26 protein-coding genes and 2 pseudogenes are annotated in these 25,483 nt (G+C 54.4%); 13 read left to right on the forward strand and 15 right to left on the reverse strand.

Annotated elements, in window-relative coordinates:
- Positions 1-4 precede the first annotated feature (4 nt).
- The 3 genes and pseudogenes from ACA075_RS11450 to ACA075_RS11460 form a co-directional block, all read left to right on the forward strand.
- A pseudogene (locus ACA075_RS11450) lies at positions 5-317 on the forward strand (tail fiber domain-containing protein); the annotation flags it as partial.
- 619 nt (positions 318-936) lie between these two features.
- Positions 937-1,308, forward strand: a complete 372-nt coding sequence (locus ACA075_RS11455; protein WP_497298552.1) for a phage tail protein — start codon at positions 937-939, stop codon at positions 1,306-1,308.
- 65 nt (positions 1,309-1,373) lie between these two features.
- Positions 1,374-1,799, forward strand: a complete 426-nt coding sequence (locus ACA075_RS11460) for a structural protein (protein WP_497299235.1) — start codon at positions 1,374-1,376, stop codon at positions 1,797-1,799.
- Between the two features lie 6 nt (positions 1,800-1,805).
- Here the strand turns inward: ACA075_RS11460 and ACA075_RS11465 are convergent, their stop codons facing one another.
- The 3 genes from ACA075_RS11465 to ACA075_RS11475 form a co-directional block, all read right to left on the reverse strand.
- Complete coding sequence (locus ACA075_RS11465) at positions 1,806-2,057, reverse strand: hypothetical protein (RefSeq protein WP_497298554.1); 252 nt, start codon at positions 2,055-2,057, stop codon at positions 1,806-1,808.
- A 376-nt stretch (positions 2,058-2,433) separates the two neighbouring features.
- Positions 2,434-2,802, reverse strand: a complete 369-nt coding sequence (locus tag ACA075_RS11470) for a hypothetical protein (RefSeq protein ID WP_497298555.1) — start codon at positions 2,800-2,802, stop codon at positions 2,434-2,436.
- A gap of 1,286 nt (positions 2,803-4,088) precedes the next feature.
- Positions 4,089-4,958, reverse strand: a complete 870-nt coding sequence (locus ACA075_RS11475; RefSeq protein ID WP_497298557.1) for an SDR family oxidoreductase — start codon at positions 4,956-4,958, stop codon at positions 4,089-4,091.
- A 114-nt stretch (positions 4,959-5,072) separates the two neighbouring features.
- Here ACA075_RS11475 and ACA075_RS11480 point away from each other — a divergent pair, with 114 nt between their 5' ends.
- Entirely contained in the window at positions 5,073-5,993 is a 921-nt protein-coding gene (locus ACA075_RS11480) for a LysR family transcriptional regulator (RefSeq protein WP_497298558.1), read from the forward strand.
- 89 nt (positions 5,994-6,082) lie between these two features.
- On the opposite strand, the gene ACA075_RS11485 is transcribed toward ACA075_RS11480, so the two are convergent.
- The 9 genes and pseudogenes from ACA075_RS11485 to ACA075_RS11525 form a co-directional block, all read right to left on the reverse strand.
- Positions 6,083-6,622: a cytochrome P460 family protein gene (locus tag ACA075_RS11485; RefSeq protein WP_497298560.1), complete on the reverse strand. Its 540-nt coding sequence runs from the start codon at positions 6,620-6,622 to the stop codon at positions 6,083-6,085.
- A 135-nt stretch (positions 6,623-6,757) separates the two neighbouring features.
- Positions 6,758-7,534: an alpha/beta fold hydrolase gene (locus tag ACA075_RS11490; protein ID WP_497299236.1), complete on the reverse strand. Its 777-nt coding sequence runs from the start codon at positions 7,532-7,534 to the stop codon at positions 6,758-6,760.
- A gap of 289 nt (positions 7,535-7,823) precedes the next feature.
- Positions 7,824-8,486 carry a carbonic anhydrase gene (locus tag ACA075_RS11495; protein ID WP_497298561.1) on the reverse strand — a complete coding sequence of 221 codons (663 nt, stop codon included), beginning with the start codon at positions 8,484-8,486 and terminating at the stop codon, positions 7,824-7,826.
- A gap of 38 nt (positions 8,487-8,524) precedes the next feature.
- Complete coding sequence (locus tag ACA075_RS11500) at positions 8,525-8,773, reverse strand: DUF2790 domain-containing protein (RefSeq protein WP_219095942.1); 249 nt, start codon at positions 8,771-8,773, stop codon at positions 8,525-8,527.
- Positions 8,774-8,869: 96 nt separating this feature from the next.
- Positions 8,870-9,337, reverse strand: coding sequence for a cyanase (gene cynS / locus ACA075_RS11505; protein WP_219095944.1), 468 nt, complete (start codon positions 9,335-9,337; stop codon positions 8,870-8,872).
- A gap of 448 nt (positions 9,338-9,785) precedes the next feature.
- Complete coding sequence (locus tag ACA075_RS11510; RefSeq protein ID WP_497298564.1) at positions 9,786-10,436, reverse strand: response regulator transcription factor; 651 nt, start codon at positions 10,434-10,436, stop codon at positions 9,786-9,788.
- 35 nt (positions 10,437-10,471) lie between these two features.
- Entirely contained in the window at positions 10,472-11,809 is a 1,338-nt protein-coding gene (locus ACA075_RS11515) for an OprD family outer membrane porin (protein WP_497298566.1), read from the reverse strand.
- A gap of 154 nt (positions 11,810-11,963) precedes the next feature.
- A pseudogene (locus ACA075_RS11520) lies at positions 11,964-12,212 on the reverse strand (TSUP family transporter); the annotation flags it as partial.
- A gap of 213 nt (positions 12,213-12,425) precedes the next feature.
- Entirely contained in the window at positions 12,426-13,322 is an 897-nt protein-coding gene (locus tag ACA075_RS11525) for an AraC family transcriptional regulator (RefSeq protein WP_497298568.1), read from the reverse strand.
- 111 nt (positions 13,323-13,433) lie between these two features.
- Between ACA075_RS11525 and ACA075_RS11530 the strand changes: the two genes are divergently transcribed.
- The 8 genes from ACA075_RS11530 to ACA075_RS11565 all read left to right on the forward strand — a co-directional run bounded on the left by ACA075_RS11530 (position 13,434) and on the right by ACA075_RS11565 (position 20,205).
- Complete coding sequence (locus ACA075_RS11530; RefSeq protein ID WP_166620834.1) at positions 13,434-13,775, forward strand: carboxymuconolactone decarboxylase family protein; 342 nt, start codon at positions 13,434-13,436, stop codon at positions 13,773-13,775.
- A 174-nt stretch (positions 13,776-13,949) separates the two neighbouring features.
- Complete coding sequence (rclC, locus tag ACA075_RS11535) at positions 13,950-14,525, forward strand: reactive chlorine resistance membrane protein RclC (protein ID WP_497298570.1); 576 nt, start codon at positions 13,950-13,952, stop codon at positions 14,523-14,525.
- A gap of 258 nt (positions 14,526-14,783) precedes the next feature.
- Positions 14,784-15,017 (forward strand): hypothetical protein, encoded by a 234-nt coding sequence (locus tag ACA075_RS11540; RefSeq protein ID WP_497298572.1) that lies wholly within the window; start codon positions 14,784-14,786, stop codon positions 15,015-15,017.
- Between the two features lie 46 nt (positions 15,018-15,063).
- A complete protein-coding gene (gene gorA / locus ACA075_RS11545; RefSeq protein WP_497298574.1) occupies positions 15,064-16,425 on the forward strand; it encodes a glutathione-disulfide reductase in 1,362 nt (453 codons plus the stop codon).
- Between the two features lie 42 nt (positions 16,426-16,467).
- Positions 16,468-17,091 carry a ferric reductase-like transmembrane domain-containing protein gene (locus ACA075_RS11550; protein WP_497298575.1) on the forward strand — a complete coding sequence of 208 codons (624 nt, stop codon included), beginning with the start codon at positions 16,468-16,470 and terminating at the stop codon, positions 17,089-17,091.
- Positions 17,092-17,391: 300 nt separating this feature from the next.
- A complete protein-coding gene (locus tag ACA075_RS11555) occupies positions 17,392-18,015 on the forward strand; it encodes a glutathione S-transferase family protein (protein WP_497298576.1) in 624 nt (207 codons plus the stop codon).
- Between the two features lie 373 nt (positions 18,016-18,388).
- Complete coding sequence (locus ACA075_RS11560; protein ID WP_497298577.1) at positions 18,389-19,363, forward strand: alpha/beta fold hydrolase; 975 nt, start codon at positions 18,389-18,391, stop codon at positions 19,361-19,363.
- Between the two features lie 101 nt (positions 19,364-19,464).
- Positions 19,465-20,205, forward strand: coding sequence for a cysteine hydrolase family protein (locus ACA075_RS11565; RefSeq protein WP_219096014.1), 741 nt, complete (start codon positions 19,465-19,467; stop codon positions 20,203-20,205).
- Positions 20,206-20,217: 12 nt separating this feature from the next.
- Here the strand turns inward: ACA075_RS11565 and ACA075_RS11570 are convergent, their stop codons facing one another.
- The 3 genes from ACA075_RS11570 to cynS (ACA075_RS11580) form a co-directional block, all read right to left on the reverse strand.
- Positions 20,218-23,139, reverse strand: a complete 2,922-nt coding sequence (locus ACA075_RS11570) for a winged helix-turn-helix domain-containing protein (protein ID WP_497298578.1) — start codon at positions 23,137-23,139, stop codon at positions 20,218-20,220.
- Positions 23,140-23,582: 443 nt separating this feature from the next.
- The gene (locus ACA075_RS11575) at positions 23,583-23,825 is read right to left on the reverse strand and encodes a DUF2790 domain-containing protein (protein WP_497298579.1); all 243 of its coding nucleotides are present in this window, start codon (positions 23,823-23,825) and stop codon (positions 23,583-23,585) included.
- A 64-nt stretch (positions 23,826-23,889) separates the two neighbouring features.
- A complete protein-coding gene (gene cynS, locus ACA075_RS11580; protein ID WP_497298580.1) occupies positions 23,890-24,357 on the reverse strand; it encodes a cyanase in 468 nt (155 codons plus the stop codon).
- Positions 24,358-24,501: 144 nt separating this feature from the next.
- Between cynS (ACA075_RS11580) and cynR the strand changes: the two genes are divergently transcribed.
- A complete protein-coding gene (gene cynR, locus ACA075_RS11585) occupies positions 24,502-25,386 on the forward strand; it encodes a transcriptional regulator CynR (protein WP_219095960.1) in 885 nt (294 codons plus the stop codon).
- Positions 25,387-25,483: the final 97 nt, after the last annotated feature.

Genomic DNA, 25,483 nt, shown 5'->3' on the forward strand with positions numbered 1-25,483 from the left:
CTCAATGCCCTGGTACAAATCAGGAACGGTCTCTGTTACCCAAAATTCCAATGCCGTGATCGGCGCGGGTACCGCATTCATTGCCAACAGCCGGGTCGGCGATGCCTTTCGCGGACCGGACGGCGGCTGGTACGAAGTGACCAACATCGTAAGCGACACGGCGATGTCTATCTCGCCCAATTACCAGGGCGCGACGAATGCAGCCGGCATCTATGCGCTGGCACCAATGCAGGGCTACGTCAAAGATTCGGCGGATGCTCTGCGGGCCTTGGTCAATCTGTACGGCGCGAAGCTGGCCGCGCTGGGAACCACCGGCAACTACGACATCTTGCCGGCGAACAAGGGCGGTACCGGGATCAGCGATCTGTCGGGGTTTATCCAAGGCATGTTGAATGATGCTGATGCGCCCGCCGCGCGCACCACCCTGGGGGCGGCAAAGTCTGGCGCGAACGATGACATTACTGCGCTTAGTGGACTGACCACGGCGCTGTCCGTTGCTCAAGGCGGCACCGGGGGAAGTAATCAAATCTCAGCCCGCGCCGGCCTCGGGCTTGGCAATGCTGCAACAGCCACGATTGGTATGGCCGCCGGCAACGTCATGCAAGTCGGCGCTTTCGGCCTTGGGACGAGTTTCAATCTGCCCGCGTCGACTGACATGAACAACGGGCCCGCTGTGTACGCTTCAGGCTTCTATAAATATTCGGCGGCAGCCGTTGGGCGCCCAGATTTCGGATCTGGGTACGGGTCATTTCTGCAGTTTTCCACCGTGTCTGATGCGGGCGGAGGATATGGCGGGCAATTCGCGATCGACTACATCCAGGCCGAAGCTGGCTTTCGCTCTCTTCGGGGCGGAGCTGGTTTCAGTGCGTGGTGCAAGTTCTATCACACAGGCAATACCACCCGTGCTGCTGACGGCACTTTGAAGGCGATCTGACTATGGCAAGAGCAGCGATTAACGTTCTGGGTGCGACTGGCGCCACATACGACTTTGTCACCCAAGGCGACACCAACGTGACTTCCGCCAAGATTTCTAAAGGGGTCTATCAGATAGCGGGAAGCCTAGGCATGGTCCCTTTCCCGCCAATTGATGAAGGCTGGGGTTACACGGTCAACCAGGTGGACAATCGTGCTGACGTGGAGACCGACTTCGCCGATGGCGTGTTGACTGTCACCGTAACGAAGGACGGTCAGCCCTATGACCTGAAGCACATGATCACCCTTCACATCTTGGTCCCCGATCCGGCCCCGGTAGAGATGCCCGAAACGGCGGAAATGCCTCTGCTGCTCAATGACGAGCCCGCACCCTAAGAGTAAGCGCTCGCTGCCAACGCAACCCGCCATCGAGCGGGATTTTTTTTGCCAGGAGAAAAATGATGTCGAGCACCGAGACGCGAGGGGTGCGCAACCGCAACCCCGGTAACATTGATTACAACCCGGTCAATCAATGGCAGGGCCAGCTCAAGCCAGACCCTGCTATCGAGAGACGCTTTGCCCGATTCGATGCGCCCGAGAACGGTATCCGCGCCCTGGGAAAACTGCTGCTGACCTACCAGCGCAAGCATGGCCTCAAGACCGTGAAGGCCATCATCAACCGCTGGGCTCCGGCGGTGGAGAACGACACGGCGGCCTACGTGCGCGCAGTTGAGGCGAATACCAACACGCCGCCCGGCGCCGAGATTGATCTGACTCACCCAAAGGTGATGAAGGGGTTCGTCAAGGCGATCATCCACCATGAGAACGCCGGCTACATATACCCTGATTCGGTGCTGATCGAAGGTGTGCGCAGGGCGCTCGCCTGAGTCCTGTCACCTAGGTTCAATGGCAATAAATTCATTTACAGCATCAGTCTTCTGCTTGGTTGCGTGCTGAATCGCCATTATTACTTTCATTCTAAGAGCTTCTTCGCTGGCTAATTCTGCTTCGGTAATGGTCCCGTTCAGCACGCTTCGAGCACTTTGATAACCAGGGGTGGTGGGGACACTTATTGCAACCTCAGTGTTTTTGCTGACGCACGCGGCAATAAACTCTAAGACATCAGTCGTTGTTAGGTGCTGCACAGGGCTTCCGATTGGTTGCAGCGTAAATCTCAGTGGGGATGTGTCATACCGTATCAAGACGCTGGACTTCTCAGGCCTAAGCCTGTGTTTTAGTTCAAATGTGAGCCATGCGCATTGCCAACTTCTACAGACCCCGGGTCTTGTCAGGTAGATCGAACATCCTCCCTCCGCCTTTAAGTTGGTGCATGGGGTGTCTGCTGGCTTTTTCAGCTCGGGGGTGTCTATGTTTAAGGATGCGCAGCAAGCACTGCACGCACCACACGTCCATGTTTTTTTTGGTTTTGCCTTTTTCATTGCGGAGCCCCTGAAGTTCCCTGAGCAGTAAATCCCAATTGCTTGGGATTCGCTAGGGCGAGATCCGCGTGGGCCATCGATATCATCTGCGCCCGGCCAATGCTTTCTCGCCGGAGAGTTCGTGGACCCTGAGGGTTAGTTCGCTGATGTGCCTGCTGTTGGCCATCAGCTCCCAGTTGCTTTTCGTCTCGATATCGGTGGCTCTACGGTTTGAATCTGCGAGGTCGGCCTTGGCCTGCGTCAGTTCGGCACGCAGCGCCCCGCATTCTTTGGTGACGTCAGCGTGCATTTGCACCAGGCCGAAGATGTCCTCCCGGGCCTTGCGCAGTTGCAGGGTCAGTTCCTGCACCTCGTTTTCGGTTATGCGCAGGAAGGAACGACAGGTCTCAAGCTCAGTCGGGCAGCCAAGCCAGTCGCTGGTGTCTTCGATTTCGAGGGGGTCCACGGTCATGCCTTATCGATACTGTTTGTATATACAGTAATCGAGACGCGGGATTCGGGCGAGGGTGAGGCGACGAGCTGTAGAGTTTTGGGGTGGTGTTCGGTCGGCAGGACGCCGGGGATGGTTGCGCAAAACCTCCTCTGGAGGCCGCGTGTTTCCGTTTGCATAAGCACAAAAAATCGGATGTTTTGCTACCCTCAAAGAGGGCTGTTATCCTTATAAAACAATTGCTTGGGTCGCTACAGTCCCCAGCATGGGGTGCTAGGGGTCGAGTGTTCGAATCACTCCGTCCCGACCATATAATTCAATGTCTTAGGCCAATGTTCACAGCACTGGCCTTTTTCATGTGCGTGACATTTGCGTGACTCTGTGAGTTCACGCCGTTTTTGGCCCTTTTTCGCGCTGCCTTTGGCACCAATACTGTTTGATATTTCTCTTCCTTTCTCAGCTTTTTCGCATGTCAGATGGTCTTGCCTAGCGCCTTGTTTCCGGGCAATTAGGGCGTTTTCCCTCACCCGCTCCGCGACGCTAAACCTTGGAAGCTCAGTTCCGATTCTTCGTTCTTAAAGGTCACCATCCCAAATCATCGAAACCGGCTGTACGTCACGCGGGCCGTGCCTTTGAAGACAAACGGAAGCAGCGAAAGCACCTTTAGGCCTGACTTCCGATTGTGCGCTCGGGAAACGGAACAGAGCGCGGGGAGGGCGCATCTGTTCGAATTGATTGCTGACGGGCTGTTGGCCTCCTGAAGACCCTTTGATCACAAGGCCCAGGGGCCGCATTTGGAATCAAACCATCGCGTCCGAGAGCCTGCCTCATACCTCCAAATTCGACGTTTTTGGGCCCAAACCGCAGTGCCAAACAGACCGCAAATTCACCCGACTTCTTGCTGTTTTGGTGACAAACCATTTTGCAGGTAGTTGGCACCGATTGAGTGCCGCTGAACCCTCGAAAGATCCGTCGGCCGCGGCTTCTAGCGGTCAGCTCGGAATCTCTTGCAAGGTCCTGGTCGGTGCCAAATCCGCTGCTAACTCACAGGATGGCGCATCTTCGAATTGATTGCTGACGGGCTGTGGGCCTTCTGAAGACCCGTTGATTACAAGGCCCAAGGGCCGATTTGGAATCAAACCATCGCGTCCGAGAGCCTGACCGATACCTGCCAGTGCCGCTGAACCCTCGAAAGATCCGTCGGCCGCGGCTTCTAGCGGTCAGCTCGGAATCTCTTACAAGATCCTGGTCGGTGCCAAATCCGCTGCTAACTCACAACTGCATGGGAGGGATCGAAGAACGAATACTTATAGAGAGAAGGCTACCCGTAGAATGCCCTCAAGATCTTTCGGCTTGCGTCCCAGCAGGTTTTCAAGCGCAGGGCTGCTCTGATCGAAAGCGCCTTTATCAATCGCATTACCCCAGCCGCTGAGGAATTTCGCGACTGAGGCTGGCCAGCCGTCAGCCTCTCGAGCGGCGATGAATGCTTGAGCGGAAATTGGCTGGTATTCAATCGGCTTTCCCGTCAGTCGAGCCAACCCGTCAGCGATGTCCTGGAATGACCACGTCTGTCCCGCATTCAGCAGGCAAGTGCGGTTTTCATACCCTGTTTGGGTTAATAGTGAGGCACCGGCCTCTGCCAGCTCGGCGTAAGTGGCGAAGCTAGCTCGACCTTGACCTGTTGGGGCACTGAAGCCTTCTTTTGCTGCGTCGGCGCCGATGAGGAAGGGCAAATCGTCGGCGTATAGCGGATGTTGAATAATTGTGTACGTGAGGCCCGACTTTTCTAGCAGTCGCTCGGTAGCTATATCGCTCTCCGTCACTCCTTCAATAGGTGCCAGCTCATCGTTGATCCGTTGAATACTGGTGTAAACCACATGGCGAACACCCGCCCGGCCGGCGGCAACGATCACGTTTTTATGTTGGGCAAGACGATCACTGAACGCTACGGCTGACACCAAGTAGATTTTTTCTACGCCTTCGAATGCCGCAACCAACGAATCGTAATCGGTGTAATCCCCGTAGCGCACTTCTATACCTAATGCCGCCAGAGGCTCAGCCTTTTCAATATCACGTGCCATTGCCACAACATCTGACGCCGGGATTTTTTGTACCAGTGAACGCAAGACTGCATTGCCCAATCTGCCTGTCGCGCCAGTAACGAGAATTTTAGCCATGATGTTTGCTTTCCTATCTTGATAACCAGGAGGAGGCCCATCATGACCAAAGCATCAAGGATTAATTAGTCCTCAATGGGTAGAATCAGCTTCAACCAAAAGTTGGAGATGATCATGGAAACCCTGGGTAATCTTGAATCCTTCGTCCGTGCCGCGGAAGCCAGCAGCTTTTCCGAAGCGGCTCGGCGGATGGGGGTTTCCTCTGCTGCCGTGAGTAAGAATGTGGCGCGGCTTGAAGCCAATCTGGGTACGCGGTTGTTTCACCGCAGCACGCGAAGTCTCACCCTCACCGAGGCGGGAGAGTTGTTTTACCAACAGGTAGCGGAAGGCCTGGAAACCATCCAGGGCGCCATCCATCAGATAGGCGAAGCTCGAGAGGTCCCCGCAGGGCGATTGCGTGTCAATTTGTCACCGTCATTCGCTTACGATTATGTATTGCCATTGCTCAAGACCTTTAAGCAGCGTTACCCAGCTGTGGTGCCGGATTGGCATTTAGAGATCCGTCGCGTGGACTTGATCGGTGAAGGTTTTGATGTCGCGATCGGTGGCGGCATGGAATTGTCACCTGGCGTGGTGGCTCGAGAACTGGCCAAACTTCATCTCGTGGCTGTCGCTGCGCCGTCATGGCTGGAAGGCAAGCGGCTACCCACTACGCCCAGCGAGTTGCAGGGGGTTGATGGCATCGTAATGCGTTCGACCAACTCAGGGCGCTTGCTGAACTGGACGCTTCGTGATCATGGGGAAGGGCGGTTCGACCTTAACCTAAAACCAACAGCCATCATGAACGACCCAGAAGCGCTGTGTAGCTGTGCTGTGATGGGGCTAGGCGTCGCGTTGCTTCCTTTGGATCGCGCGTGGCCCTGGTTGCAACGCGGTGAGTTGATTCGCTTATTGCCTGATTGGTATGTTGATCTAGGCGTGGTCTCGGTTTACTACTCTTCCAAAAAATCGTTGCCGGCCAAAACACGGGTGTTCATCGATTTTCTGTTGGAGCATTTTCAAGAATCGCTCTGCCAGCGCTTCCGTGCCGATTGACGGCTACGGAAATTGAGCCAGCATAATTGAAGCAATCCTCGCATCGGTTGGCACCCGTCTGGTGAAGGTTGTTCTCTAGCCATGACCGGTTATTCGGAATATTTCGTGAAAATCAGGTCCGTTGCAGGAGGCAATTTCGTATGGCAAGCGAAGCAGCCATTAATGATCTTTTCACTGGGATTGGGTTTGCCGTTTTCAAACTGCCCGTAACCCCATCCGCCTGTACTGGCGTAACGCTTAGAGTCTTTGACTTCGATCTGGACGTTAGTGGGCTCCCCCGCGACGAAAGACTGGTCCCGACCAAACACCGCGTTGTTTTGCGCGGAGGATTCATACTTATAAGCGAGCCGAGCGATGATAGTGCCATCTGGAAATGGAAGTGTTCCATCCCTAAACGCTTTCATGGCGACGTCATTTCCCAGAATCACACGGATGTCAGGTTTATCGCCTTCTTCATGAGCAATGCTGACAAATTGCCAGTTTCGGTAGCCCGATGGGAGTGTCACGCCGAAAATTGGCGATCCCTCTAAGAGTGGGCCGGAGGTTGAATCAGCGTCTGCCGCAATCGAAAAAATTAGCCCGCAGAGAATACTGGCGGTCGTGGTTAGAACGAGCAATTTTGAAGTCATCACAAATTCTCCAACGCTGAGTGTACGCAGTTTCGTCGACTACATTGTCGATGGGCTGCAAGTGCATCCGGCCTTTCGGCCAGATGCGGGTTGAACGAATGCCGCGACCGCTCATATGACGGTTGCAAGCAATCGTCATTTGGCGCTGGCAGCCGCTTCAATCAGGCTGGCAACGGCCTTCGGATGGGACACCATCACGACATGAGACGCGCCTTTGACCGCCACGGTCTTTTTGGCATGGGCTCGTTCAGCCATGAACGCCTGGGCTTGCGCAGGAATGTTCTTGTCCTTGTCACCGTAAATGAACCATGAAGGAATGGTTTTCCACGCCGGCTCGCTCGACTTTTCGTTGAGCGCCTCTACGGTCACAGGGCGTTGGGTCGCAGCCATCACCTTGGCGTCGGCGTTCGACACATCCGCGGCGAACTGATCGTGAAACTTGTCCTGTTGGATGTAGAGGTCCTTACCACCGTCGGCCAATTCAACCGGTGGCGCGAGGGTTGGGCCAAGTGTGTTACCTGGGAAGCGACCCGCGAGGTCTGCGGTGGACTCACCTGCATCGGGTGCAATAGCAGCGACGTAAACCAGGGCTTTGACGTTGGCGTTTCCGTAGGCAGCTTCGCTGATGACCGGACCGCCATAAGAGTGTCCGACCAAGACAATGGGCGTCTTGATACTCGCCAACACATCAGCTACCGACTGTGCGTCGCCCTTGAGCGAGCGAAGAGGGGTGGAGGCCGCGATAACCGGATAGCCATCCTTTTCCAAAATCTTGACCACACCGTTCCAACTGCTGGAGTCGGCGAAGGCACCGTGCACCAACACAACGGTCGGTTTGATCGGAGCGGCCATTGCAGCGGTCGAACTGATCATTGTTGCTGCGAGAGCAAGGCCTGCAAATAACTGTTTCATCGAATGTTCCTGTGTATAGAAGATTGACGCAGTCAGGTTAATTAGAAACGGGTGCAGAACCGTCTGCGCCTTCATTGGCAGGGCGTTGGCGCAACGTCTATGGAGCGTTTCAGAGCTTTTTTTGCGCCATCGAGAAGCCCACGGGTCATCGAGCACAGACATCTGTTACCTGTTACGGATCGATCGACTGCGTGGATCATGGTCTGCTTGTATCAATGGCGTGAGAACGATCAAAAAGTACAATCTAATATTTCACTCTCTGAAATAGTCGAGATTTGCGCGTTGATATTTACGCAGCTGCGCTGTCAGGGCGGGCGGGTACTGCACAGGTGGTTGGGTGTGCAATCAGCGATTTGAAGTTGCGGTTGTCGGTATCCAAGGCATCGATAGATCCAGACTCGATGTCGTATACCCAGCCATGGAGATTCACCAGGCCCTTTTCTTGTGCCAGGCGAACGCTTGGATGGGTCTGGATATTGGCCAGTTGGGCGATGACATTTTCCCGCACCATGGAACTGATTTTGGCCGCGTCATTCGCATGAGACCGGGAATCGTTGATAACCTTTGCTGATTCGGCATGTTGTAACCAGCCGGCGACTGCGGGCAGGTGGTCCATGCACTTGCATTTCGCTACCGCAGTCATGGCGCCGCAATCGGAATGCCCGCAGATTACGATATCGGTGACGCCGAGTACCGCGACGGCATATTCAACCGTTGCTGTTACACCGCCTGGATGGGGGCTGTAGGACGGCACGATGTTGCCGGCATTACGGATCACGAACAGTTCGCCAGGCTCTTGCTGCGTCAGCAGTTCCGGTACGACGCGGCTGTCAGAGCAGGTAATGAACAACGTGCCGGGATGTTGGGTGGTTGCCAGGTGTTTGTACAGGTCTGAGCGTTGTGGAAATGCTTCTCGCTGAAATTTCAAAAAACCTTCAATGAGTGTTTTCATTTTTTTATCCTCGAAAAAACTGATGCCTGGATTACGACTCAATTAGTGCAGCCTGTGCCAATGACGCGGTATTCCAAGATATGTTTTTTGCCGTAAGAGTCGTTGTATGTCATGCGCACTGGTGTGGGTCCGCAGACATCTGCTGGCGGTGATATTTCGACCACGTGAGCAACGTCCAGATGCATTCCGTATTTATAAGTGTCAACTACCGGAGTTGCGTTGGCTTCTTGCGTGTATGTTGATAAAGAAGCCGTAACGGACAAGACGAGAAACAGGAATTTTTTCATGAGAGTGATCTCCAGTTTAACGGGTGTGAACTCGTTACGTTTGAGTGGTTTTCAGTTGGCCCGCACGGACCACGGGCCGTTATGCCTGTTGCACTATCAGAATGGACGCAGTGGCAGGAACTTACCGTCGAGGGTAATCACCGCGCGGTGGCCACCTTCAGGATCCTCAACTTTCTGCATATTCAGCTTGAAGTTAATTGCGCTGATAATGCCATCGCCGAATTGCTCGTGAACAAGCGCTTTCAGCGTGGTTCCGTAGATTTGGATCATCTCGTAAAAACGGTAGATGGTTGGGTCAGTTGGGACACCTGACAAACTTCCACGCAGTGGAATGATTTGCAGCAACGCCACGATCTCGGCGTTCAGGCCCAGTTTTTCGCCGATGATCCTGGCTGCATCAGCTGGCAGCGGTTGCTGACCAAGGAGTGCGGCGGTGACGTATGCCAGTCCCAGCCCTGTACCGTCAGACAGGTCCTGCCATGACAGGTTTCTGCTTGCTTTGGCTTGCAGAATTTCGGCCGTTACTGCAATGCTAACTTCGTTGTAAACGTGGGACTGTTTCACAGTGCTTCTCCAGTTTGACTGATGATGTCGATTAGTATCTTTTTAGTGGTTGGTGGCCATTGTAAAAACTATAGGTAGTGTCTGAGGTTTCACGTAGTTATGTATCTATTGGAGCTGTTGCTTCTGTCACTGGTGTCTATGGTTCAGCGTTTCCATTTGCTTGAACACAGAATAGGGCTGCCGCCACTGATAAGCACTTCTACATAAGGTCGAATTTTTTAGTGCGTGAGTGCTAACGACTAATACTGGAGTATTAGTGACGGGCATCAAGACTTTAAATTGTTTGAATTGTTCTGGTGGTTTGCTGACGTTCAGCTGAACAAGATTTGTAGGAATATGAGGGGGAATAGTATGAGAGGGGAAAGCGGGGCTGATGCAGATGGGCGTGAGCCTGAGACTCCAGGAGCGTATTGCTTCAAAAGACACCGTAAATACGCATGGAGTTGATTCATTGCTTCCCTTCTATGCCTAATGATTCAGCCATTCGGACCAGATCAGCAAACGACTTCGCCTGCATTTTTTTCATCGCGTTACCACGGTGAATTTTGACAGTGACTTCACTGATACAGATCTCGCTGGCGATCTGTTTGTTCATCAGGCCTTTCACGGCATAGGCCATGACTTCGCGTTCCCGCGCAGTCAGTGACTGGTAGCATGCATGTAATCCGGCATCCTCCTTGACCAGTTCACGGCGCTTTGCATCTGTCCTGAGTGCAGCCGATACCGCGTCAAGCAGGTCTTGGTCGCGAAATGGTTTGACCAGGAAGTCCAGGGCGCCAGCCTTCATCGCTTTAACAGACATCGCGACGTCTCCATGTCCGGATATGAAGATGATGGGTAACTTATTCGCCGCCTCAAGCAATTCGCGCTGGAAGTCCAGGCCACTGGATCCTTGGAGGCGGACATCCAGCACCAGGCAGCACGGCGCTTGAGGATCGGGGCGTTGAATGAATGCGGCGGCGGAGGCGAACGTCTCGACCCGCACATCCATCGAGCGGAAGAGACTGCTTAATGCGATGCGCACAGACTCATCATCATCAACAACGAAGACTATTGGCCCTTTATCGAGAGTTGAGTCCGAGAGAGAATCTTGATTCACATGTGCTCCTCCCAGGTAGGTAACGCTGTGGGGATCTACAAAGAATGGCTGTAGTTGAAAATCAGGCGGGTCTGATCCTGGTTTGCAACCGCCGCGTTGTCACTACGATAGGTGCCATGGCGCAAGGTTGTCCCAAAGCCTTTCAACGGTCCTGCCTGGATGACGTAGTCGACCCTCATGTCACGTTCCCATTCCGAAAGATCGCCTCCACCGTTTACATCTTTGATGTTGTCGCCTTTGAGGTAGGCGACCGACGCTTTCAGCCCAGGCATATTCAGTTTTGAGAAGTCATAGGAGTACTGACCAAAATTGGTTTGCTCTCCGGCCCGGGAAAAGTTGCCGACAATGGCATCGGTAAACAGATAGAACGCCGTACCTCCGTTCCCCTCCGGTCGATTTCGACCATCTACGACGTTGCCCTGGTTAAGCCATACAAACCCTCCGTCGTCGCTGACACTTTCGTGGCCCAGCATGAACGCATGACCTCCAAGGCTGTAGGTGAACATGGCACTCCAGGTCTTGTTATCCACCTCTCCAGGTGTTTTGGCATAACCTGCGTTGTTATTGAAACGGTATCCTGCTTCGCCATTTTTTCCGTCGGAGCTACTGTCGAAGTAGCGCAGATCGGTTTTGAATGACTGCTCATTGCCTAACGGAAGTACGTGAACCAGGCCAAGGAAGTCCTGCTTGTAGTAGTTCTCAAGTCTGGCGAAGTAGTACTGAAGCATCAGATCCTTGGTGACTTTCCAGTCACCGCCTGCGAAGCGGAAGTCGTTTGAATCCTTCGTGCCGCCTGCAACTGCCAGCCCGGTAGGGTTGCTTGTAGCTCTACCGGAGGACTGATCAATTTTGCCAGCGGTGAGCGTAAGGTCGTCGATTTCCTTGGTCGTGATGATGCCACCGCCGAAGTTTTGAATGACCAACCGCGAATCCGTGGCAACGAGTATCGGCAGGCTTGGCGTGAATACATTGCCTACGGCGACCTCGGTCTTTGAAAAGCGTGCTTTGACATTGGCACCTGCTCTGCTCCACGAATGGGAGGCGGAGCCATCGGTATCGCTGGGGAAGAACGTGTTGGCATCAGGGTGATGGCCTTTACCCCCATCCAAATGAATGGCAACCAGCGATGACACGTCGAGGCCAAAGCCGACGGTGCCTTCAGTAAAGCCCGATACGAACCCGAACTTGAGCGCGGTGGCCGCTTCGCGCTGATCGGCTCCGCCGTCGTGATTGTCATTGGCGTAGTACATGGTGCGTGAACTGACAGTTGTCTGACTGTCCTCGAAGAACCCATGCGCTTTGGTTTCTGCGGCATTTGTCCCGAATGAGAGGCTCGCGAGCATGATCGCGGCGGGCAAAGTTTTTCTTTTCATAAAAGCACCTGAGTCGTCGGCGCTGATTGAAAACTGATCCGCTCTGCCGTTATGAACCTGACACGGGACGGATGACCGTTTTTTGCAATAGTGAAAAGCGTAGCAGCTCAAACGATGGGCAGTGCCGAGCATGCTCACAAGCAGACGAATCACGTCAAAAGTCTATTCCCACCAACACTAGCATCAGGGCGAACAGCAGCCTCAGGATCCTGGGTGACATCCTATGTGCCAGGGTCGCTCCGAACGGGGCGAAGACCATACTGGTCAGTGCGATGCCGATCACTGCCGGCAGGTAAATAAAACCCAGGCTATGTTCTGGGAGCAATGGATCGTGCCACCCAAGAACCATGAAACTGATCGTGCCCACCACTGCTGTCGGGAAGCCGCAAGCGGAGGAGGTTGTCGGGACGTTGGTGGAGTTGATCGAAGGTTTTGATCTGGAGACGCTCCTGCACTCGCGCTGCTGTTCGCTGAAATGCCAGTTGGGAAGCTGCAGGTGACGTCGGGGTGCTGCCTTGGCTCGGTAAGCAGCAAGGCAAGGAAGGAATCGTCAATTTCGCGAGAGACATCGCGATGTCGACCGCTTTGTTTTCCGGCAGATGGAGAAGCCGGAAAACTAAATCCCGCGGCGCAGTTTTCCCGGCGCTTCCCCGTAAAACTCCTTGAATTTCTTGCTGAAGGCCGACTGCGACTGGTAGCCGACCTGCACGGCAATATCGCTCAACCCCAGATGTGAGTGGCTCAGCAGATTGAACGCCATTTCCATGCGAACCTGAGTCAACAGCACCCAGGGTGATGCGCCTGCCACGCGTGCAAAGGCGCGCAGAAATGTTGCTCGGGACATGCTCGCCATTTCCGCCAGTCCTTCAACGGTCCACTCGAATGCAGGGTCGGCCAACATGGCCTGCCACGCGCGTCCAAGGCGCTTATCGCTGAGCAAGGCGAGTGAACCGGTGGTCTGGCCATCGCTTGCCAGGTGCGCTCGCAGGATCAAGGTGAACAACGCCTGGGATAGCGCGTCGAGCATGAATCTGGAGCAGACCTGGTCGCCGTCCGCTTCACCGCGCAGCATTTCCACCAGCGCAGGCAACTGCCCACTGGCGGTGGGCGGGATGACCAGATACTCAGGCAGCGCGGAAAACAGCAGTGAAGTGCGATTGAAGTGAAACCCGCCACAAAGCATGTCGAAGTCGCGACTTGCCCCGCCAATACGATGCATCGGCACAACACCACCTTTGGTGACTTTCGGCACAGTCGGCGCTACGGTTTTACCAGGGCTGTGCATGACATGCGGCGCGCCCCTTGGCAGCAGCAAAATGTCCCCGGCCTTCATGGGAACGCGTTGACCATCGGGAAAATCTACCCGGCACTCTCCGGCCAGCACGATGTGATAGGGCGCCTTGCCCAGGGCCTCCTGCTCATGCTCCCGTGCCCAATCCCCTTCAAACTGGCAGCGCAAATCCAGGCTGCCGCGAACATTGGCCAGGCTGATGAGTTTATCAATTGAATTCATTTTGAGTCTTTCGCAATAAAAGCTGAGCCGATTGAACAAACTTGAACCGCGCCACTGAAGAAAACTGAGTGTGTCGAAACAGTACACTCAACCTGTTCAGGAATTAACGCTATGTTCAATAACTGGTCCGAATTATTGCCCACCATCCAGAAAGCCTTCGGCGCACTGGGCAAGAGCAACCCTAAGATGGTCAAAGCCTACATGGCACTCGGTGAAGCTGCTGCCGAAAACGATGTGCTGGATGTCAAGACGCGCGAGTTGATCTCGATCGCCGTGGCCGTCACGACTCGTTGCGACGGTTGTATCGCCGCACACACGAACGCAGCGATCAAGGCTGGCGCGAGCCGCGAAGAGGTGGCGGCGACCCTGGCCACCGCTATCTCGATGAACGCGGGCGCTGCGTACATCTATTCGCTACGCACGCTTGAAGCGTTTGATACGTTGAAGAACTAATCCGACATCGCGTCCACCACAGCCCCGGCACTGCAAAGTGCCAGGGCTTTTTTTCGTCTTTGAAATATGAATGTCACGTTGAGACGATCAAGCAACAACTTGAGCATGACGAACAAAAGCACCGTTCGCCAAACCCGCAGACTAGCTCCACATTCAATGTTCTGGAGAAGTCTCATGCTCACCTCATTTACCACCTGGTTACGGTTGCTCAGCAAAGTGGATACCTTTGGCGCTTCGCTCATGCGACTGGCAATCGGCGTCATTTTCCTGTGGATCGGCGCACTCAAATTCGTCCCCTACGAAGCCGATAGCATCACACCGTTTGTCGCCAACAGCCCCTTCATGTCGTTCTTCTACGAACACCCGCAAGAGTACAAGGCTCACCTGACACATGAAGGCGAACTGAACGCGGACAAGCGCGCCTGGCAGACAGCCAACAACACCTACGGGTTCTCGACCGGCCTGGGCATTGTCGAACTCCTGATTGGACTGTTGGTGCTGTCCAATCCGATCTCACGACGCACCGGATTACTCGGTGGTGCGTTGGCCTTCGGTACGCCGCTGGTGACTTTGAGCTTTCTGATCACCACGCCCGAAGCCTGGGTGGGGGCTCTAGGCGACGCTCAACACGGTTTTCCCTACCTGTCCGGTGGCGGTCGCCTGGTGCTCAAAGACGTTTTGATGCTGGCAGGCTCTCTTACCGTGATGGCCGACTCAGCTCGTCAGCTGCTGCGGGAAAGTCGCGCATGAATCGCTTATCGGAAAACATTTAAAACCCATGGTTGCTCTGGCGTTTGCCACTTTGAGGTGATCAATGACCTCGCCCAAGACGCTTATGCGGCGCTTGATCAGTATGTTCAGAGCAACACATCCCTGGATTATTTCACTCAGCACAATTAAGTCATGACATCCCTGCTGGTTCTCTTATTGCCCATGGATGGTGAGACTGAACCCAGAAGCAATTGACCCATTTCGGGTTAATGCAGTGTCCATCCAGGGAGTCCCCAAATGATTGATGTCGCTCATTCCTGCGACGGTAACCCTTGGCTGGATACTCCAGCCATGGCCGATACCGAATACGAAGTCGGCTTTTTGCTGCCCCACTTGATGGGAGCGCTGGCCAGCGAATCCAGGGCGGCATCTGTCACGCACCGATCCGGCACGCATCAGCACAAGACTTCGGTCTTGAAACTATGCGCCCCGATTTTGCGTGCATTGAAACTTCGTTTCTCTCCCCTTTAACGATATTTGGCTGCACATGTGTTGTGCGACCTTGCAGAGAATTGAGATGACCTACGACTTCGATTTATTTGTGATTGGTGCAGGTTCCGGCGGTGTACGTGCAGCGCGGTTTGCCGCAGGGTTCGGCGCGAAAGTGGCGGTTGCCGAGAGTCGCTACCTCGGTGGCACCTGCGTCAACGTCGGCTGTGTGCCAAAGAAACTGCTGGTCTACGGTTCCCATTTTGCCGACGACTTCGAACAGGCCGAGGGCTTTGGCTGGACCGCCGGCAAGGCGCAATTCGACTGGGAAAAATTGATCTCCAACAAGAACCGCGAGATCGAACGACTCAACGGCATTTACCGCAGATTGCTGGTCAACAGTGGCGTGACCTTGCTCGAAGGTCATGCACGGCTGACCGATGAACATCACGTCGAAATCAACGGCCAGCGTTACAGCGCCGAACGCATTCTGATTGCCACCGGTGGCTGGCCCCAGATTCCGGATATTCCAGGTCGCGAGTACGCCATCACCTCGAATGAAGCATTCTTTCTCAAGCAGCTGCCCAAGCGCGTTCTGGTGGTCGGCGGCGGTTACATCGCCGTCGAATTTGCCGGGATCTTCAATGGCCTGGGTGCTGACACCCGCCTACTGTATCGCGGTGACCTGTTCCTGCGCGGGTTCGATAAATCGGTTCGTACGCACCTTGTGCAAGAGCTGACCAAACGCGGTCTGCAATTGCAGTTCAACACCGATATCGTGCAGATCGACAAACAGGCGGACGGCAGTCTGCTGGCGACGCTCAACGACGGTCGTCAACTGGAGACCGACAGCATTTTCTACGCCACTGGCCGCCGGCCCATGCTCGACAATCTGGGCCTGGAAAATACCCGCGTCGAACTCAATGACAAGGGTTACATCGACGTCAACGACAACTTCGAAACCCGCGAGCCATCGATTCTGGCATTGGGAGATGTGATCGGCCGAGTGCAACTGACCCCGGTCGCCACAGCGGAAGGCATGGCGGTCGCGCGTCGCCTGTTCAAACCCGAAGAGTATCGCCCGGTGGATTACCGACACATCCCCACCGCAGTGTTCAGCCAACCCAATATCGGCACCGTTGGACTGACGGAGGAACAGGCGCTGGACAATGGCCACCCGGTAGTGATTTTCGAGAGCCGATTCAAACCGATGAAACTGACTCTCACGGAATCGTCCGAGCAGACGCTGATGAAGCTGGTGGTGGATGCTGTGACTGATCGGGTGCTGGGCGCGCACATGGTCGGCCCCGACGCCGGAGACATCATCCAGGGGCTGGCCATCGCGCTGAAAGCGGGCGCCACCAAGCGCCTGTTCGATGAAACCATCGGCGTGCACCCGACGTCAGCGGAAGAGTTTGTGACCCTGCGTACACCTGTCTCTGGCAGATGATGGAAAACGGCCAAACCACTACATTTTTTCAAGAGTCTTGCTATGAAAGTCCAATTACCTCATTACGAAGGCTGGTCGCTGTTCGGTCTGCTGTGTTTGCTGATATGGGTGATGACAGCGTTGATCCTGGCGTTGAATCCAGACTTGGTAGAGGGCCTGCGCAGCGCTATCCGCGCCACGGCGCGTACCTCATTTGCTCTGTTTCTCGTGGCGTTCACCGCCTCTGCATTCGCAGTTCTGGTACCGTCACCGTTTTCCAGAGCGTTGGTTCGCGAGCGTCGTTTCATTGGACTGGCGTTCGCGTTCTCTCACCTGCTACATGCGATCCTGATCTACCAATACGGTCAACTGAACACTGAGTTCTGGCCCGGTCGAAGCACCCTGACCAACATCCCTGGAACGCTTGGCTATCTGTTCATCCTGTTGATGACCTTGACGTCCTTCAAGACCACCACACGTCTGATAGGTCGCAAAACCTGGAAGGCCTTGCACGTCAGTGGGATGTGGGTGCTCGCAGCAGTGTTCACGTATTCCAACTTCAAGCGCATTCCCCTGAGCGCCTGGTATGTATTGCCGTTTGGCATCATGTTTTCAGCCATTGCGATTCGGTTGGTAGGCAAGCTCGCACAGAAAAACAAGCGGAGTCAGGCGCGCGCTTTTGCTTGAAATTGAGTTGGATTTGACCGGAGCGGGAAGAGCGAGCATCGGAAAATATCGACCCGACCGCTCCGTTCACGCCTCATCGGATGGTCTACATTAAATTGGCTTGCCAAGGTGTACGTCACCTCAATATCGGTTACAGCAACGTCGAACTGACGTTGATCTCCCTCGCGGCCTTCGTGCCGCCGTTGCCCCCGTATGCCGACAAGCTTGTTTTGATGTGTTGCAGACTCGGTTCTTCTGGCATCGCAACAGTGCGTGCAGGCCAGGGTCTCGATAATGTCCATCCAGATTGGAGCATTCGTCATGAGCCTCACTCTCTACGGTTTTGATGGCAGTCCATACGTACGCACGGTGAAGATGCTGCTAAAGGAGAAAGGTGCGGAGTTTAATCAGCTACAGGTAAACGTGATGAAAGGTGAACCGCATCAGCCGGAGCACCTTGCACGGAATGCATTCGGTAAGGTCCCGGTCATTGATCACGACGATTTCAGGGTGATCGAAACCGCTGCGATCATGAGCTATCTGGATGAGGTGCTCCCGGGCCCTTCGCTGACGCCCAAAACCGCTAAGGATCGCGCCAGGAGTCACATGGCCCAAGCAATCTACGATTCCTATGGCTACGGTTCGATGGCCTCAGTATTCGGTTATTACTTGTTCCCGGACTTCATTGGTGGACAGAACGACACCTCTCGCCTCCAAGGCATCGAGAAATCGAAACTGGTGCTGAGCGAATTGATGAAAATCAAAGGCAGCGACCCGTTTATCGCCGGGCAGGATCTAAGCATTGGTGATCTTTATCTGGCGCCGGCTTGTGCTTACCTGTCGATGACTCCGGACGCAGAGCAAATATTTGCCATCAGTGGCTTTGCTGATTGGTGGAATCGGATTCAGACACTCCCCAGCTTCAAGTCCACACCACCTCAGTAACCTCGTCATAGAGCACGCCGAGTGCCCGTGACAGCAGTGCGGTACCGAAGCTTGCGAATCGGCTTGAATTGCCGTTCAAAAATCCCCCTTCAACGTTTTTACACATCCTCGAATGAGGTTGTGTAAAAACGTTCTTGTGCGCCTGAAGCCCTGCCTGAATTTCCCATTTTAACGCGCCGCCTCTAGCAGACTCGTTGATCCAACACCGTCCTCATCGTATTGCGCCGACCCAATTTGGTGCTTTGCACTTCATAACACCGTTTCACATCTCTTTACTCGTTGACACGTTTACGGCCGCTCATAGTTTGACCGTCTCCCGCTCATAACGTGATCAGGTGTCACTGATCTCGTTGCTGGCTTTCGGAGTAGAAAAATGACAGACAAATCTCCGCTTTCCCATGATGAGGCAACTCGCCGCAGTCTGGTGCTGATCGGTCTTGGCGCAGCGATTACCACCGTGCTGCCAAAGTCCGCTCAAGCACAAACGGCGGAACCGGCAAAATCCCACAACGTCACTGCAAACACGATCACCACTAGCGAAGGTGTGATTCTTTACTACAAGGATTGGGGGCCGAAAACCGGACCGGTAGTCACCCTCAGCCATGGCTGGCCTCTCGACTCCGACAGTTGGGATGGTCAGGCGTTTTTTCTCGCAAATCAGGGATTCCGGGTGATCGCTCACGACCGACGTGGACACGGCCGATCCAGCCAACCGTGGGACGGTAATGATATGGATCATTACGCTGATGACTTGGCCACAGTCATCAATACCCTGGACCTGAAAAACGCCTCGATCATGGGTTTTTCCACGGGCGGAGGCGAGGTCGCCAGGTATGTGGGGAGGCACGGCACATCGCGTGTGGCAAAAATTTGTTTGATATCTGCCGTCCCCCCTCTGATGTTGAAAACTGATGCAAATCCAGGCGGCTTACCTATCGACGTATTCGACGGCATTCGTGCCGGGATGATCGCTGACCGCTCGCAGTTGTTCAGGGATATTCCGTCGGGGCCATTCTATGGTTTCAATCGGCCAGGGGCCAAAACCTCCCAGGGGATGATCGATTCCTGGTGGCGTCAGGGAATGGTGGGCGGGTTTAAAAACACCTTCGATTCCATAAAGGCTTTTTCGGAAACTGACTTCACCCAAGATTTGAAAAAATTCGACAAACCGACCCTGATCGTCCATGGCGACGATGACCAGATCGTGCCGATCGATGCCGCCGGCCGAGCCTCGAAAAAGCTTGTTCCTAATGCAACCCTGATGGTCTATCCCGGGGCGCCCCATGGATTAACGGAAACCCATAGAGAACAACTCAACAAGGATCTATTGGCATTTCTACGCAGTTGAAGGTCATAACTGACTGGAGAGAAATCATGTCTGAGAAACTCTACCCCATCGGTAGGCGCTCATTTGTAATGGGTGCTGTTGCAACCGTGGCAGCAGGCGCAATGCCTGCATTCGGCGCCGAAAAAGCTGTACCCGCAGGACTTGAGAAGTACGCCGCTCCGAAAAATCCAGCGCTGCCGAAGTCGACGATGAAGCTGGATCTTTCCCGCGCAGCGCTTGTGGTGATCGATCCGCAGATCGACTTCATGAGTTCCAAGGGCCTTGCGTGGCCAATGACGGGGGAATCAGTGACAGAACAGAATCTCGTCCCGAACCTGTTGAGTTTGTTCAAGGCCGCCAAAGCGGCAGGTATTACCGTGGCCATTTCACCGCATTACTACTGGGCCACTGATCACAACTGGAAGATCCAGGCTCCCGTGGAAGTCATGCAGCACTCAATGAAACTGTTTGATCGAAAAAGCGCCATCAATCTGGATGGGTTCGCCAACTCGGGAAGCGATTTCATGCCGGAGTTCAAGCCTTACATTGAGGACGGTAAAACCTTTGTTTGCTCACCGCACAAGCTTTATGGGCCCCAGGTCAACGACTTGACTCTCCAGTTGCGCAAGCAGCTCGTCGACCAAGTCATTCTGACGGGGATGCTGGCCAATCTCTGCGTCGAATCACACATGCGCGAGCTGCTCGAACAGGGATTCGAAGTGGCGGTGGTGCGTGATGCAGTGGCGGGACCGAAACTTCCGGAAGGTGATGGTTATCTGGCAGCGATAATCAACTACCGGTTCATGGCGAACGCCGTATGGACTACCGAAGAAGTACTCGGAATGTTGGGTGGCAAGGTTTGATTGAGCCGTCTGTCACGGGACTGAATCCGGCCCCGTGGCCAGATGTCCTCTTGGGGTGATTTTCAATGCGCTTTGCTTGTTCAATGAGTTCAGCAATTGTTTTGCAGCACGCAGATCAGCTGAATCAAAGCCCTCGGAAAATCGGCTGTAGACGCTCTGCAGTCGCTGGCCTGCCTCGGCGTCCCGGCCTTGCAAAAGATGCAGACGAGTAAGAGAGATAGCGGTGCGCAGTTCCCAAGCCAAGGCCGATAAGCGTTCGGCGCAGGCCAGTGAGCGATTCAAGTATTGCTCGGCCAAGGCCAGGTCTGGGCTCGGTCGATACGCATACAAGTCTGCGGTCACCCTCAAAATTTCTGGAGTATCGAGTGTTTCTCCGACGTTCTCGACCATTTCCAGTGCGCCGCTGGCGATCTCGATCGCATTGTCATATCGGCCTTTGGCTGCAACCCCTTTTGCGAGGCATCTCACATACATGGTGGTGAGCACCTGATGGTTCTCAATACTCGGCACGTTCAAGCATTCATGCAAGAGGTGTATGCCTGCATCCACTCTATTTTGGCCGATCAGCAGAATGCCTTTTAAGCCTATACCCGCGGCATGATCGTGCTCGAAGGCATTCTCTTCGGCCGTCGCGATCAGTTTATCAATTGTCTGTGCGGCATTGTTCCAATCACCCATCCATAAAAAAACAGTGGCCACATAAATGAGCGAAAGGCAGATGGTCGCGGGATGGCGCAAGTTGTAGGCATCACCCAAAGCTTGCCGTCCAATTCGGGCGGCTTGATCGGGGTATCCGCGTAGCCATAAAACTCTAGCCAAAGACGCCAGTGCCCGAATGCGATAGTCATCACCGAAAGAGAACTCGTCCTCGTTCACGAGCGACGGCTTTAGGTCTGGATTCGCGTTGCATGTTCGGAGCGAGAACCCCGGCACACCGACAGGATTGCCACTGTCTTCCAACGCCCGCTGCATCATGGCGATAATTTTAGGTTCAGTCATTCGCGTACTGAGATTTAGCTTCTGCCACTGGATATCATTAGGGCTCCGTATCCCCTCGGATCCAGGCAGAACAGAATGCTGCAATTGACGAAGCAGGATGTCGTTAATATTTGCGACGGATTCAATTCCCTTGTGAGGGTTGACCGGCAGGGTTTGTGAGGTGCCTGACGCCATCATTGAAGGGATTGAACATGGCCAATGCTGCACTTTGAGCGGAGGCGCTCCATTGGCTACTTCGACTCGTGCCGTCAGGGCCCGCTCACTCCACCGCCGACACTCATCCAGCATCGATAAACCGAGGAATAGGGGTGCGGCTGCCGCGGCGAGACGGATGCCGAGCAGCAGGTTGCGATGATCGGAAAACGCCCATTCCAATGCTGAGCAAATGTTCCCCAAGTGCTCAATGTACAGTTGAATTCGCTCGTATTCAGGAAGTGTCTCACCTGGCACGTTCAGTTGTTCCAGCATTGATAACAGGAAGATGGCATGACGCTCGATCGCCAAATCCACTTCACCGTGGGTACGTAGCTTTTCCAGTGCAAACGCCCGCAGTGTATGAGGCAGCTTGTAACGCATCGTTCGACCAGCACGCTCAACCAGAATCAAAGATTTTTTGACCAGGCGTCCAATCGCGTCGATAACCAATGACTCATCGATTTCCGCCTTGACGATTGCCGTGACCATTTCCAGGGAAAAAATACCGATCAGAACCGACAGCCGTCGTAGCACGATAGCTTCGGTTTCCGATAGCAGGTCACAACTCCAATCGTACATGGCCATTAGCGTTTGATGGCGTGGCAGCGCTGTCCGCCTGCCGTCCCAAAACAGGCTGACGCTGACTCGACTATTCAGTAACTCGGCAATGCCCTGGATCCCATAGGCCTCGACTTGGCCAGCTGCCAGTTCTATCGCTAAAGGCATGCCATCGAGTTTGCGACAAATATGCGCAACCATCGGCGCGTCGTTGTCGCTCAGGATGAACGCGTTATCGTTGTTATGAACTCGCTCGACGAGTAATTGCACTGCTGAGAATTTCAGCGCGCCAGTTGCCGTCAAACCGCACATCTCTGGCGGGTAAGTCAAAGAACACAATCGATGGACATGCTCGCCTTCAGCCCGCAACGGCTCGCGACTGGTCACCAGAATGTGTAGTTGTTCGGTTTCTCCAAATAGCTTCTCTGCAAGATAAGTAGCGGCCACGATGACGTGATCACAGCTATCGAGCACCAGCAGCAATCGCTTTTCTCGCAAAAAAGCGACCAGCGCTTGAAGAGGGTCCATGCCGTGACATCGAATGCCTAACGCGGACGCCAGAATGCCTGGCAACAAAGCAGGATCGGTGATGGAACTGACATCCAGGAAGAGAAGAAGGCCTTCAAAATGCGCCACCAAATGATGGGTCACCGCTAGCGCAACCGTCGTTTTGCCCATACCGCCGGGGCCGCAGATCGTTACGAAACGGTGGTGCATTATCAGTTGCGAGATGTCAGGGACTGTTTCGTCACGGCCTATCATTCGTATCGATCGCGGCGGCAGCGCGCTGATCGAGGTCGGGGGCGATACCTGGGCAGTGTCGGAATCAGAATCACGGGAGACGGAGGCTACGAAGCTATAGCCGCGACCTGGAACATTGGCGATATAGCTCACGTCCGTTTCGGCACACGATAAGGCTTTTCGTAACGCGGAGATATGCACACGCAGGCAGCTCTCAACGACAATCACGTCCTGCCAGACCATTCTGATCAGATCGCGGTTGCTGACCACCTCACCCGAATGCTCAACCAGGGCAATCAGGACGTCGAGGGCGCGACTTCCGAGTTCAATCGGTTTCCCTGTTTTCAATAACAGCCGTTGGGCAGGGAGCAGATTAAATTGGCCGAAGGTGATCGACTGGGGACATTGTGAATCCGAAGAACCGGTTGCTGACCCGTTCATGATTCGCAAGCTCGGGCGACCTGGCACAGTGGTTTTCGGTAAAGTGACCGCAAAAGCGAGTCGATAGCTGATGCCATATTCATAGGCGTCACTGACTATAGATGAACTTACCCAGGCAGCTCACTCTGTAGCGTCCGTGACTCCAGTTCTCGCGTGCCGGTTTGTTATCTCCATATACAAAATTTCGCTCATCTTGCAGTGTAGGCGCCGTGAGGTTGTTTGGTAATGAAATATGTTTCCCGCTGCTGAAGCCGCGCGATAGCAGATTTGAACCACTGGAAATCTTTATATTCGTGATGGGCGTAAGCCCTTCAGGGTAGAGCTGAATGTGCAGTCTGAAATTTTGAGCTGTTGCATCATATTTTCTAAGTCATTGTCTTGAACACGACATTTTCAAGTGAACATCGCTTCAGATCAGGCTGCACATTCAGCGTTGTGGTTACTCAGCCCGTACTGCAACCACCACCCTCGACCAGGTACGTTGCAATATGCCGCTCACCTTTGGAGTCTTCATACACCATCTCGGCTTGCACAACCCCGCATGCCTGGCTGGTGTCGGAGATGCTGATGGTTTTTGCCACATCGAATGGAACGCCGGTGCGCGCAGTCTGTGCGTCATTGGCGGCGAAAGCGCTACCGGCGGCAACGGTCAGGAACAAGGCAACAATCGTATTCATGGTTTTCATGGTCTTTACTCTGGAAATATTGGGTGGTGGGTGATGGCCCGCAGAAGTGCGGGCCTGTATCCGCTTAGAAAGGGCGCAGTGGCAGAAACTTGCCGTCGAGGGTGATCACTGCACGATGGCCGCCTTCCGGGTCTTCGACTTTCTTCATGTTCAGCTTGAAGTTGATCGCGCTGATGATGCCGTCGCCGAACTGCTCATGAACCAGGGCTTTCAAGGTGGTGCCGTAGATCTGGATCATTTCGTAGAAGCGGTAGATGGTCGGATCCGTTGGAACACCTGACAGGCTGCCGCGCAGCGGGATGATTTGCAGACGGGCTACCGAGTCGGCGTCCAAGTCCAGTTTTTTGCCGATCACTTTGGCAGCGGCTTCAGGCAGCGAGTGCTGGCCGAGCAGGGCAGCGGTGACGTAAGCCAGGCCAAGGCCGGTGCCTTCAGTCACTTGTTCGAAGGACAGGTTTTTGCGCGCCTTGGCGTCGAGGATTTTCGCGGTCAGCTCGAGGCTGGTGTCGTTATAAGCGTGGGACTGTTGCATGGCGTTTCTCCTATCGGGTTTGCTTGGTGGCAGTTGCCAGGTTTGTGTTGCTTGGGTGTGAAGCAATGTTCTGCTGGTTGCTCGATAGCGTCCAAGACCGATATACAATGCAACGCATAAGCGGGGCCTATAGAGGGGAATTCCATGCTGCTACGACACTTGCGCTATTTGTTGGCGGTCGCCGATAACGGCGGCTTCACCCGCGCCGCCGAGGCGCTGCATGTTTCCCAGCCGACCTTGTCGCAACAGATCCGGCAGTTGGAAGAGACCCTCGGCGTTGTGCTGTTCGACCGGACTTCGCGCACGGTAAAACCTACCGATGCGGGGCAGGCTTACATCGAATGTGCACGTCGCGTATTGGTTGAGTTGGAAGCGGGCAAGCGCGCATTGCACGATGTGAAGGATCTGTCCCGCGGCACCCTGCGCCTGGCCATGACACCGACGTTCATGGCGTACTTGGTAGGATCGTTGGTGCGTGACTACATGGCTCTCTATCCGAACATCCATCTGGAGATCTTTGAACTCTCCATGGCCGATATCGAAACCGGCCTGGCGGATGACTCACTGGATATCGCCATTGCGTTTGACGATGTAAGAAATGCTGACATCGAAACGATCCCGGCTTTTATTGAAACCCTGGGGCTGGTGGTGGGGCGGAATCATCCGTTATACGACTGTAAGAAACCCTTGACCGCCGAGCAGGTCGCTCAACTGGACTTTGCGTTGCTGACTCCCGATTTCGCCACCCGTGTCTGCATCGATGAGTATTTCGCCAAGACGCAGATCACTCCCAAGGTGGTGATCGAGGTCAATTCGGTCAATACGTTGCTGGAAGTCATGCGGCACACGGCAGTCGCCACTATTCTTCCGGAGCCCATCGCTACCCAGGACCGCGCCCTGCGCAGGATCGCGCTGCTGGACAAGGGGCCACGGCGCGGAGCCGCCTTGCTGCGGCGTAAAAACAACTACCACAGCGCGGCGTCAGTCGCCTTTATGGACTTGATGTTGGGTGTGTCGGTGGGGCAGTAGGTTCGGCAAAAAATGATCATTACACGCAATGAAATGCTGGATTGTAATTGCTGGTCATTCCGCTGTTTACGAGAGGAGGGGAAGATAACTCCATCGA

The sequence above is a fragment of the Pseudomonas sp. LBUM1663 genome (assembly GCF_059695905.1).